The sequence below is a fragment of the Flavobacterium mesophilum genome (assembly GCF_039581405.1).
Lineage (GTDB): Bacteria > Bacteroidota > Bacteroidia > Flavobacteriales > Flavobacteriaceae > Flavobacterium.
Genome location: NZ_JBCPXZ010000002.1, coordinates 390,667 through 402,557, shown reverse-complemented (window position 1 = coordinate 402,557; position 11,891 = coordinate 390,667). Strand labels below are relative to the sequence as shown.

The window sequence follows — 11,891 nt, the reverse complement described above, 5'->3', positions numbered from 1 at the left end:
TGGAAATTCCAAATTCCAAACTTTGACAAAGTTCTACAACCATAAAAAAAATCCCAATTTCCAGATTAAACTTGGAATTTGGGATTTTTTTTATTGTTTATTGATCACTATTTACTGCCGAACATTTTGGCAAAAATCCAGATAATTATCGCGGCAATAAAAATGACGATAAAAATCCCGAATCCCATTCCGGCTTTAAAAATGTCTCCTATAACTTCACAACTTGTAAATGAAAACAGTATTACAAATACCATTAACAATTTTAGTACTTTATTTTGCATGATTCTGATGTTTAAAAGTTTGTAATTAAAATTACTTCAAGAATCAGGAAACAGTGTTATAGAATTTTTGAGAAATGTTTTAGGATTTGGATTTCAACTCTTGTATTAAATTCATTTTTATTCTCCAATAGTTCCGGTCTTTACATCTCCCGCGCGTTTATAACTTACAGCAATTATCCCACTTGGTGTAACGGTACTTTCTGTCAAGGTAAATCCTGAAGGAGTTGCACTATCGTTAAATAGTTTTTTCCCTTTGCCAAGAATAATCGGGTAAATTAGGAGTGCAATTTCATCAACTAAATCATGCTCAAGCAAAAGCTGGACAAGCGTGGCGCTTCCCCAAACTTTAATAGCTCCGCCTTCTGAATTTTTAAGTTTTTTGATGTCCTCTACAGAAGATAGAAATTCCGAGTTTTCCCAATCTGAGTTTTTTCTGGTGGAGGATAAAGCGTATTTAGTAACTTCATTAATTCCCGGCCAGTTTTCTGCATGTTTGGGCCAATAGTCTTCAAAAATATCAAATGTTTTTCTGCCTAAAAGAATATCAGCTGGCTTCATTTGTTCCTGAACAACATTGCCATATTCTTCATCTCCAAATGGCGCTGCCCAACCTCCATATTCAAAACCGCCCGAAGTATCTTCTCCAGGACCACCAGGTGCTTGCATGACGCCATCGATGGTAATCATAGTTATGACGATTATTTTTCTCATGATTTTGAGTTTTTTAATTCGACTTAAAATTACTTAAAAATCAGAGGAATGTTTTATAGAATTTTTAGGGGAATGTTTTAGGATTTAAGGATTATGTGATTTGATTTTTTGATATAATGAATTTGTAAATTTTATTAGTATTGTCTATCCATACATCTTCAATTTTTTCAGTCAGGATTTCAACTATATCATTTATTGAATCTTTACAAAGATTGTAAATTTCCATTTGTTCCTTTGCGCTATTATTTATTGCTTTAGTAGCAGCAATGATAGTCTCGTCATTAAAGTCAGATAGTTTTAAATATTTTTCTATAGATTCCTTGTTGGCAGTAATCGTTTGATAATTTTTAGAAGCTTCTTTCACGCTTTTAGTAGAATTAGCATCAAGTACAAAAACTTCAGTTTTTATACTTTGAAAGCTTTCGATATCAATTTCCCATTTGAGTTCAGATTTGTTAATCAAATCATTTTGGTCTATAATTATACTTCCAGAATTATCTGTTTTAAAATAGGATGTTGTGTAATAATTATCTTCACTTTCAAAAATTTTAAAACCGAAAAGTATGTTTTCGATCGGATTATTGTTCCCTAGTTCATCAGTGATTTGAATTTTTATTTGCTTAGGAATTTTCATAATTGTGATGATCTTTAAAGTTTCTTTTTTTTAGATATCAATTTAATCTCTAAAGATACAATTCCTGCAATAATAATGATTTCACCTAGAAAATAAGAAATACCCAATACAGAAATGTTTCGGCAATAATAAATCATAATCCCAATTGTCAAAACACAATAAATAATATTAGCAGTACAGATTACTTTTAAAAACGATTTCCAATTTTGTTTGACTAAAAAATAACAGCTAATCGAGTAAATGAAAAAAATCAAAGCAAGCAATGAAAGATATTCGAAAACGTCTTTAGATAAGCCGAAAAATTCGATGAAATTTCTGAGGACAAAATAGAGTAGGATAGTGGTAAGCAAAGCTCCAAAGCTATCTAGTAGAAATATGTTTTTTGGTTTTAGGAACATTTTGAAGCTTTTTTATATAATTTGTTTAAAGTTTTTTTTTATTTAAACAAAAGTGTTTGTTTTATTTCAGCTTCAGTAAAGTTGTTTTTTAAGTTTCTATAAATATTTTCTTTTGAACTCTGTACTTCTTCAGCAGGATGATTTTTATATAAATTAATCAAGATTTTTGAGTTAAGTAATTTCAATGTATAGTCTTTATTAAGAGTTCTACTAGTTTCTATAGAATTAAGATATATAGCTGACTTTTGATTTTCTTTCATTACATTATAAATGATTTCTTCAAACGTATCGTAATCAATTTTATTAAATGAAAAATACTGAATTGCTAAATTTTCATTTGCATTATTTTGACTCGCTAATTCTTCTTTGAAAAATTCTGTTGACAATTCTGATTTTTGAAATAATAATATTGCTTTTACCGAGGCTTTATAATCATCTTCAATCGATTTTGTGGCATTAATGATTTTTTGAATCTGATTGTTTGTTAATTTAATTTGTCGACTAGTCAATAAGTAGTTAATTGCTAGAATAAATTTGCTTTTGTCTAAACTTTCTATATCATTAACTGCTTCATTTATTATTTCTTTTTCATTTTGACTAAGTCTTTTATCAACTAAATTAACAATTTGTGGTTCCATTCTTTCTTTTGCAATCTTTGCTACAAAATCATCAAAATTTTTATTACTGAATACTTCATTAATTTTGTTTCTAGCTTCCAGTCTAGCTTCATTAGTTGATGAGATTTTTACACTGGCAATTTCTGATATAGCATCTTGTTTTGCAGATTTAACTTGATTGTCAATTTGTGAGGAAAGTTTTATCCAATCTTCTCGCATGATTTTCTCTTTTTGAACCAAGTCAGATTTCATATCAGCAACACTTGCTTCTAGTTCTTTTTTTCTGTCTTTTAATTCTTGCCTCATTTCTTTTCCGTCACTGTAAACTAGATAACCAATTGCTACACCAAAAAAGGAAAATAAACCGAGGGAAAATTTAAATAATGAAATTAAGCTTTCATAATGTTGCTTGGAATCATTTGCTTCTGACATGTTTTTTGTTTAAAATTGATAAATCTAATAGTTGTTTCAAATATAAAAATTTAAAGGAAAATTATTTTATGGAAAAACATAATGACTTTTTTTTCAATCTTAACTTTATTATTTAGGAAATAATATTTCCAACCCCAACATCCCAACAAATAAAATCTGATTTCGTATATTTGCCCGACCAATCATTACAATTAATTATGAGCCAGAAAGTATTACTTAATTCAAAAGAAGTTACTATCATACTTCACCGTTTGGCTTGTCAGTTAATCGAAAAACATCTTGATTTTTCAAATACTATTTTAGTGGGAATTCAGCCAAGAGGCGTTTTTTTAGCTGAACGTTTAAAACAAATACTAGAAAATGAATACCAAGTTCCTGAAATTTCTTTGGGTTATTTGGATATCACTTTTTTTAGAGATGATTTTCGTCGTACCGAAAAACCACTTGAAGCCAACAAAACTCAAATCAATTTTATAGTCGAAGACAAAAAAGTCATTTTTATAGATGATGTTTTGTTTACTGGCCGAAGCATTCGTTCTGCATTAACAGCCATTCAATCTTTTGGAAGACCTTCAGAAATCGAATTACTGGTTTTAATCGACAGACGTTTCAGCCGTCATTTGCCAATTCAGCCCGATTATCGCGGTCGTCAGGTAGATGCAATTAATGGCGAAAAAGTGATTGTGAGCTGGAAAGAAAATGATGGTGAAGATGTTGTTCACTTGGTGACAAATTAGTTTAATCGGTTAACCGGTTAATTGTTTAATCGGAAAAACCAACGATTAACTATTTAACAAATAAACAGATTAAACAAACATATATAAACACACACAATGAAAGAATTAAGCGTAAATCATTTATTAGGAATCAAATATATCAACGAGAATGATATTAACCTGATTTTTGAAACGGCAGATCATTTTAAAGAAGTCATTAATCGACCAATTAAAAAAGTTCCTTCATTACGAGATATTACCATTGCCAATATTTTCTTCGAAAACAGTACCAGAACCAAACTCTCTTTTGAATTAGCGCAGAAACGTTTATCTGCTGATGTGATCAGTTTTTCTGCAGCGCAGTCATCGGTTAAAAAAGGGGAGACCTTGATTGATACTGTAAATAATATCCTTTCGATGAAAGTGGATATGGTTGTAATGCGCCACTCCAATCCCGGAGCGGCTTATTTTTTATCTAAAAATGTCAAAGCAAGTATCGTAAATGCAGGCGACGGTGCGCACGAACACCCAACGCAAGCTTTATTGGACAGTTATTCGATCAGAGAAAAACTGGGTGATGTAGCAGGTAAAAAAGTGGTGATTGTAGGTGATATTCTGCATTCGAGAGTTGCTTTATCAAATATATACGCTTTGCAAATGCAAGGTGCTGAGGTTAAAGTTTGCGGTCCAAAAACGCTGATTCCGAGATATATTGAATCATTAGGAGTTACGGTTGAACCAAATTTGCGCAAAGCGTTAGAATGGTGTGATGTTGCCAATATGCTTCGTGTACAAAATGAGCGTATGGATGTGAATTTCTTCCCATCAACACGTGAATACGCACAACAATACGGAGTGGACAAACCGCTTTTGGATTCGTTAAGCAAAGAAATCGTAATCATGCACCCAGGACCAATCAATAGAGGAGTAGAAATTACTTCTGAAGTTGCTGATTCTGAGCATTCAGTGATTTTGAATCAGGTTGAAAATGGTGTGGCGATTAGAATGGCGGTTATTTATCTTTTGGCTTCTAAAATACAGTAACATTTTATTTTGAGAAATACGCTGAAAATAGCATTCTTACTCTTTAGTTTTATATGTAAAGCTCAGGATCTAGATAAAATAAAAATCGATACAGTCTACAATAATTTAATAAATCGAACACCTAAGAATTTTAAAGCTGACGAAAGTTCGAAACCAGAAAATAGATTTTTCAAATTAAATGTGAATAGTATTGGTTGGTTACAAAGTGTTTATCAGTTTAGAGAGGAATTAAAATTTAATGAAACTGAAATTAACTGGCTCAATAAACAAATCGATCAAATAGCTTTAGCATTTTATTTAGAAGGAAATCCAATCTTGATTAGAAAAGTTGGTGGTTATGATGGATGTCCAGAAAAAGACGTTTATAAAGAGATTATAAATAAAAAAGAGGTAACAATTTTAAACTATTGCTTTACTTGTTCTGGTGCAGGAAGATTAGAAGATTTTATTAAAATTTTTAATAATAGAACAAATTCGATGTTGAGATAATTTAATGGAAACAAAGACTTCGACTTCGCTCAGCCTGACAAACGTTTAACCTGAAACTTGAAACTTTGAACAAATAAAAAAACTTCGTACATTAGCTTTATAAATTATAAGCCCCACAAATTATAAAATGAAAGTAGATCAAAAAGGACATACCGTTACGATTAAAGATACACAAGGAGATGTAAACGCTTTCTTGGAAAAAGTAACGCAACAAATTAAAACCTTTGAAAAACATAATATAATCATCGATTTATCTTCAAATTCAGAGATAACAGAGAATGATCTAAAACTTTTTCTTCCGCTTTCAAAAACTCAAAAAAAATCAAAAAAGTCATTTGTAATTGTGGCTTCCGATCTTGATTTTAATGCTATTTCAGATAAATTAGTTGTTGTTCCGTCACTTTTGGAAGCACACGATATTATCGAAATGGAAGAAATAGAAAGAGACCTCGGATTTTAATTTTAGATTTATGATTTTAGATTTTAGATTTCGGAATGCTAAATCTAAAATGTTTTGTCAATCTAAAATCTGCAATCTAAAATCTAAAATCAGTAAATGAAATTAACGATACTTGGCTGTTATGCCGCAACTCCCAGAACTATTACAAATCCGACCGCGCAGGTTTTAGAAATTAAAAACAGATTGTTTTTGATTGACTGTGGTGAAGGAACTCAAGTGCAGCTTCGAAAGAATAAGATTAAATTCTCAAAGATTAATCACATTTTTATTTCGCATCTTCATGGCGATCATCTTTATGGATTGATAGGCACGATTTCGACTTTTTCTCTTTTGGGAAGAACCACCGATTTACATGTTTACGGCCCGAAAGGAATTAAGGAATTAATTCTGCTTCAGTTGAAATTGACGGAATCATGGACCACTTATAATTTGTTTTTCCACGAATTAGAATCGAAGGAAAGTGAAGTGGTTTTTGAAGATAAGAAAGTTATTGTGAAAACAATTCCGCTAAAACATCGAGTTTATACAAATGGTTATCTTTTTCAAGAAAAGCCAGACGAACGAAAACTGAATGTTGAAGCGGTTCAGAAATATGATATTCACGTTGCTTATTATCAGAAAATAAAAAACGGAGGCGATATTACATTGGATAACGGAACTATTGTCAAAAATGAAAAATTGACTTTTGATCCGGCTCCGCCAAAAAGTTATGCTTTTTGTTCTGATACGGTTTATCATGAAGCCGTAATTCCAATAATTGAAAATGTTGATGTTTTGTATCATGAATCTACCTTTTTAGAATCGGAGGCTTCATTGGCACAAAAGACATTGCATTCAACAGCAAAAGAAGCAGCAAGAATTGCCCTAAGAGCAAATGTAAAACAATTGGTTTTAGGTCATTATTCTACACGCTATGATGGTTTGGAACGTTTTAAACAAGAAGCCGAAGAAATATTTCCGAATGTGCTTTTGGCAGATGACGGAGTGAGTTTTGAGTTGTAAATTATGATCTTAATGAATTTATTTTACAGAAAAATGAAAAATTAGATTTATGAAAAAAATTATCTCATTATTGTCGATTATTTTTTTTTCCTATTTAATTAGAGATTTTTCATCCTTGACTCCATTAGTACTTTTAACTATTTTACCTGGTTTTTTGTTTGGAATTTCAATAACAATTCCAAGATTAGCACCAAAACAATTTCAGGATTATAAAAAACTATTGTTGAGTTTGGTATATATATTATTATGGATTTTTTCTCTCAATGTGATTTCAGCCATGCAAATGTTGACATATTCGATAAATGATATTACTCCATATTTAATATTAGGTGTAATTAGCGGTTTTTTAATATCGTTTTTGTTCAATTTTCAATTTGGTTTTGCTAAGAAGAAAATTGCATTTACAAGTATTATAACATTAAGTATATTGGCATGCTTGATTTTTAATTTCTACTATCCTAATCTTGATGATAAAGCATTAAATATCGGAAAACAGATTTTTATCTGGAACGTTTTGGTTGGAATTGGATTGACATTAAATAAAGAAAAAGAAATGAATGAAAAGAAGGATTTGTAATGTAATCTTACTAAAACCGAATTATATTTTTTGAAAAATTGCAAAGCAGAGACTTTAACTAAAAAAGTTTTAAAAATGAATGATTTAAGTAATTATAGAAGGTCATACGAGAAAAGTGAATTACTAGAAAGTAATATTCCAGAAGATCCGATTAATCTTTTTAATCGTTGGTTTCATGAAGTGGAAGATTTTGGCGGAAGCGGAGAAGTCAATGCGATGACCGTTTCGACAATTGGGTTGGATGGTTTTCCGAAATCTCGCGTGGTTTTATTGAAGAAATTCTCTGAAGAAGGATTTGTATTTTATACCAATTATAATTCGGAAAAAGGAAAAGCGATAGAAGCAAATCCAAATGTCTGCTTGTCTTTCTTTTGGCAGGAAATGGAACGCCAAGTTATTATTAAAGGAATTGCGCAAAAGACTTCTGAAAATATTTCCGATGGCTATTTTGATTCACGACCAGACGGAAGCAAGCTTGGCGCCATAGTTTCAAATCAAAGTGAGGTTATTCCTTCGAGAGCTTTTTTAGAAGAAAACTTGAAAAAACTGGAAGCTGAATTTGAAGGAAAAGAAATTCCGCGACCTGAAAATTGGGGTGGTTATTTAGTAACTCCCTTACAAGTAGAATTTTGGCAAGGAAGACCAAATAGGCTTCATGACAGAATTCGTTATACAAGTCAATCTGATTTTTCATGGAAAATTGAGCGATTATCGTCTTAATTGTAAGAAATTTATATGTTAAAATAAAATTTAAGTGTATTTCGTCGATTAATTTTGTAGTTTACCGATAATTTGAATACGTTTGGCGTAAGAAAAGTGAAACAATTTATTCAAATATAAAAATTTAAAGGATTTGCCCCAACATTTACCTTTAAGCATTAAACTACTGTATGATTATGAAGAAGATAATGCGCATCATGACGTTCATTGCAATACTACTTGCAATGAACGCATGTTCTGCTGATACTGCAGAGGGAACAGAAAACACTACTTCAACAGAAGTTCTGATTACGAACTACACGTACAATGATTCAGAACTAGAAACCATGAAATTGATTAACGATTACCGCGTTAGTATTGGTCTAAATGCTTTAGAGCCAATCAATCATATTTCTGCAAAATGCGAAGAACACAACAATTACATGATCGAAAAAAACGTGGTTGACCATAATGATTTTGTGGCGCGTTCTGAAAATATTACAAAAGTTTTAGGTGCAACAAAAGTAGGTGAGAATGTTGCTTACAACTATAAAACTTCTGAAGCGGTTTTAAAAGCTTGGTTGGAAAGCCCAGGACATAAGGAAAATATCGAAGGAAATTATACTCATTTTGGCCTCGCAGTTACTATTGATGCTAAAACAGGTAAAAAATATTACACTAACATTTTCGTTAGAATATAAGGATTTAATTTAAAGACTGGTTGGTTTTTAGTGATCGTTGCAGGTTTTTAATCTGTGACGATTTTTTTTTGCATAAAAAAAGCTGCCTGAAATAGACAGCTTTTTTTTTCCAAAAAAATTATATGATAATCTTAACTAATAACTAAAGTGCCGTAATAATAAATTCGCTTCGTCTGTTCATTTGGTGTTCTTCCTCTGTACAAGGAACGCCATCAGAACATTTGTTTACAAGTTGCGTTTCTCCATATCCTTTTCCAGTTAAACGATCGGCTTTGATGCCGTTTTTGATCAACCATTGAATTGTAGATTTTGCTCTTCGGTCAGACAAACCTTCATTGTATTGGTGTGACGCACGGCTGTCTGTATGTGAACGAATATCAAGTTTCATGGCTGGATAGTCGTTTAATACTGCTAGGATTTTTTCTAGATCCAATGCTGCTTCAGGTCTGATGTTTGATTTGTCCAAATCAAAATAAATCATTTTGATACCGAAACATTTTCCTAAATCATCACCAACTGTTACACGACACATGCGTTTGGTTAAGGCAATTGGCAAGTCGGTTTTTCCGCTAACCTTGTCGATTGTTACGCTGACTTCTTTTGTTTCATAATCTTGGTTTTCAGCACGAACATTATAGGTTTTTTTGCAATCAACTGGAAATTTATATAATCCTGTTGCATCTGCTATTGTCGTGTTTTTGATTACTTGATTTTCGTATAACGTAACTTTTGCTCCAGGCAAAATTTCATTGGTTGCAATATCCGTTATTAAACCGCTCAATTCTTGAATACATTTCAGCCTTCGGGTTTCTAAGAATTTATAGATATCGTCTGAGCCGAGTCCGCCATCTTTATTGGAACTAAAGTAACCAAGTCTGCTTTTCGAATCTATAAAATAGGCAAAATCATCTTTGGGCGAATTGACGTCGGCACCCAAATTCTGAATATTGCTAATACTACCATCGCTATCGATATCCCCAACAAAAACATCTAAACCTCCCAATCCGGGATGACCATCTGAAGCAAAATAGATTTCGTTGTCATCCGTTACAAACGGAAACGTTTCTTTTCCTTCTGTATTGATGGTTTTTCCTAAATTTTCAGGATTGCCAAAACTTCCGTCTCCATTGATGCTCACTTTGTAAATGTCTGATTGTCCAATACTGCCGGGCATATCGGAAGCAAAATAAAGTGTTTTCCCATCTGGGCTTAACGCTGGATGCGCAGTACTATAATTGTCACTGGTAAAAGACAGCGGTGCTATATTAGTCCATTGTCCCTTACTGTCAAGATTGGCTTTGTATAATTTTACTAAAGTAATTTTATTTGCATCTTTACCTTTTTTTCCGTCTACAAAATTGTTTCTTGTGAAGTAAGCCGTTTTTCCATCTTTTGAAAATACTGGAGTCGCCTCGTTGAATTTACTGTTTAAAGCATTTTTGAATTTGTTTACTTTAGAGGCGGTATAAGTCGCTGGGTCTACATCGGCATCATAAATATTGGTAAAGTATTCGCCTGTCCATTTGTGTTTTCTTTGCGAAAAATTTCCGGTATCTCTTGCTGATGCAAAATATAATTTGTTGTTGTAAACAAATGATCCATAGTCGGAATATTTACTGTTTATACCAGCATTTTCGATATTATATCGGCCTGAGTTGGCTTTGATTTGATCCAGATAGTTTACATCTTCTTTATACAGTCTTGCTCTATTGTCGTTTTTGTTTTTGGCATCAAATTCATCAAGAATTTTATTTGCTTTTGAAGTTTCTCCTATTGATTTTAATGACTGAGCATATCTGTAGTAGTATTCAGGTTCTATGTTCGAATTCATTGCAAACAACTCACCATACCATTTAGCAGCACCTGCAAAATCTGAATTGAAGTAATAAGAATTTCCAAGTTTCTTGAACATTTCTTCAGACTTATATCCTTTATCTGCTACTTTTTCATACGTCTTTATTGCATCAATATATGCGTAATTATTGTATTTTTTATCACCAGAGTTTACTTTTGACTGCTGTGAATAACTGTCCAATGAAAAAACGCTTACAAATGTTAGGCAAAGGAAAATATAATTTTTCATAGTACTTATTTTTAGAAGAAACGAGGAGTTGTGATTTTACCATTTTTAGTAAAGAATTCATAACGCAGGAATATCTCATGCGATCCTGAATTGTAATTATTCAAGTTTGTGGTTTCGCGATCGTAACCGTAACCTAAATAAAGACCGTCTGTGATTTGGAACCCTACCATAGCGCTTAATGAAGCGCTCCATCTATAAGCAACACCGGCAACAAATCGATCCATGAACATGAAATTCGCAGAAAGATCTACTTGAAGTGGTGCACCTTCGACCATTTTAGTAAGTATTGCGGGTTTGAATCTGATATATTGATATTTATCCAAATCAAATACATAACCTGCCATTAAATAATAATTGATTTTGTCTTTGAAAATGGCAATATCATTATCATCATAGCGATTGGTTTCGATAAAATTTGGAATCGAAAATCCAACATATGCTTTATCAGAGTGCCAATAAACTCCGGCTCCTACATTTGGAGTGAATTTATTATCCAAATCCTGAAATTGTGGATCTCCAGAAATTTCTGGATTTAGTTTGCTGACATCCAGATTGAATATATTGGCTGTTCCTTTGATACCAAATGATAGCTTAAAGTTAGCAGATGTTTGAACTGTATACGAAACATCAACTGAGATATTGTTTTCATTTGTTGGACCAATTTTATCATTAACAAGCGAACCTCCAATTCCTAAATTACTATTGTTTATAGGAGTATTTACTGAGAAACTGCTTGTTTCTGGCGCACCATCAAGACCAACCCATTGCGTACGATATAGTCCAAAAATGCTTAAGGCTCCACGAGAACCTGCGTAGGCAGGATTTATGTTTATTGTGTTGTACATGTATTGCGTATATTGAGCATCTTGCTGCGCGTGACCTGCAATAGTTACAAACAGAATGACGAAGTAAAATAATTTTGTTCTCATAGTAGATATTTATTATTTCAATTTTACTATTGAATTATTAATCAAATCCTCTAAAAAAATCCACGATATTATTCTTTCAATTCCCGGATTTTTAATATTTGCTGCTGTATCGGGCTGA

The 11,891-nt window shown here is 32.1% G+C and carries 14 protein-coding genes; 8 read left to right on the top strand and 6 right to left on the bottom strand.

What is annotated here, in order from left to right; translation table 11 throughout:
* Positions 1–107: 107 nt before the first annotated feature.
* The 4 genes from AAYQ19_RS06240 to AAYQ19_RS06225 form a co-directional block, all read right to left on the bottom strand.
* Positions 108–281: a hypothetical protein gene (locus tag AAYQ19_RS06240; protein ID WP_343535024.1), complete on the bottom strand. Its 174-nt coding sequence runs from the start codon at positions 279–281 to the stop codon at positions 108–110.
* A gap of 117 nt (positions 282–398) precedes the next feature.
* On the bottom strand, positions 399–992 hold the full coding sequence (locus AAYQ19_RS06235; protein ID WP_343535022.1) for a dihydrofolate reductase family protein: 594 nt from the start codon (positions 990–992) through the stop codon (positions 399–401).
* A 91-nt stretch (positions 993–1,083) separates the two neighbouring features.
* The gene (locus AAYQ19_RS06230) at positions 1,084–1,626 is read right to left on the bottom strand and encodes a hypothetical protein (RefSeq protein ID WP_343535020.1); all 543 of its coding nucleotides are present in this window, start codon (positions 1,624–1,626) and stop codon (positions 1,084–1,086) included.
* Between the two features lie 436 nt (positions 1,627–2,062).
* Positions 2,063–3,073: a hypothetical protein gene (locus tag AAYQ19_RS06225; protein ID WP_343535018.1), complete on the bottom strand. Its 1,011-nt coding sequence runs from the start codon at positions 3,071–3,073 to the stop codon at positions 2,063–2,065.
* Positions 3,074–3,270: 197 nt separating this feature from the next.
* On the opposite strand from AAYQ19_RS06225, the gene pyrR reads away from it, so the two are divergent.
* The 8 genes from pyrR to AAYQ19_RS06185 all read left to right on the top strand — a co-directional run bounded on the left by pyrR (position 3,271) and on the right by AAYQ19_RS06185 (position 8,761).
* Complete coding sequence (gene pyrR, locus AAYQ19_RS06220; RefSeq protein WP_144219125.1) at positions 3,271–3,810, top strand: bifunctional pyr operon transcriptional regulator/uracil phosphoribosyltransferase PyrR; 540 nt, start codon at positions 3,271–3,273, stop codon at positions 3,808–3,810.
* Between the two features lie 96 nt (positions 3,811–3,906).
* Complete coding sequence (locus AAYQ19_RS06215; RefSeq protein WP_343535012.1) at positions 3,907–4,833, top strand: aspartate carbamoyltransferase catalytic subunit; 927 nt, start codon at positions 3,907–3,909, stop codon at positions 4,831–4,833.
* Between the two features lie 9 nt (positions 4,834–4,842).
* On the top strand, positions 4,843–5,322 hold the full coding sequence (locus tag AAYQ19_RS06210) for a hypothetical protein (protein ID WP_343535010.1): 480 nt from the start codon (positions 4,843–4,845) through the stop codon (positions 5,320–5,322).
* A gap of 127 nt (positions 5,323–5,449) precedes the next feature.
* Positions 5,450–5,782 carry a ribonuclease Z gene (locus AAYQ19_RS06205; RefSeq protein WP_343535008.1) on the top strand — a complete coding sequence of 111 codons (333 nt, stop codon included), beginning with the start codon at positions 5,450–5,452 and terminating at the stop codon, positions 5,780–5,782.
* 96 nt (positions 5,783–5,878) lie between these two features.
* Entirely contained in the window at positions 5,879–6,784 is a 906-nt protein-coding gene (locus AAYQ19_RS06200; protein ID WP_343535006.1) for a ribonuclease Z, read from the top strand.
* A 49-nt stretch (positions 6,785–6,833) separates the two neighbouring features.
* On the top strand, positions 6,834–7,361 hold the full coding sequence (locus AAYQ19_RS06195) for a hypothetical protein (protein WP_343535004.1): 528 nt from the start codon (positions 6,834–6,836) through the stop codon (positions 7,359–7,361).
* A 75-nt stretch (positions 7,362–7,436) separates the two neighbouring features.
* Positions 7,437–8,081 (top strand): pyridoxamine 5'-phosphate oxidase, encoded by a 645-nt coding sequence (gene pdxH / locus AAYQ19_RS06190; protein ID WP_343535002.1) that lies wholly within the window; start codon positions 7,437–7,439, stop codon positions 8,079–8,081.
* Positions 8,082–8,257: 176 nt separating this feature from the next.
* Positions 8,258–8,761, top strand: coding sequence for a CAP domain-containing protein (locus tag AAYQ19_RS06185; protein WP_343535000.1), 504 nt, complete (start codon positions 8,258–8,260; stop codon positions 8,759–8,761).
* Positions 8,762–8,903: 142 nt separating this feature from the next.
* On the opposite strand, the gene AAYQ19_RS06180 is transcribed toward AAYQ19_RS06185, so the two are convergent.
* Positions 8,904–10,844, bottom strand: a complete 1,941-nt coding sequence (locus AAYQ19_RS06180; protein WP_343534998.1) for an OmpA family protein — start codon at positions 10,842–10,844, stop codon at positions 8,904–8,906.
* An 11-nt stretch (positions 10,845–10,855) separates the two neighbouring features.
* A complete protein-coding gene (locus AAYQ19_RS06175; RefSeq protein WP_343534996.1) occupies positions 10,856–11,773 on the bottom strand; it encodes a PorP/SprF family type IX secretion system membrane protein in 918 nt (305 codons plus the stop codon).
* Positions 11,774–11,891: the final 118 nt, after the last annotated feature.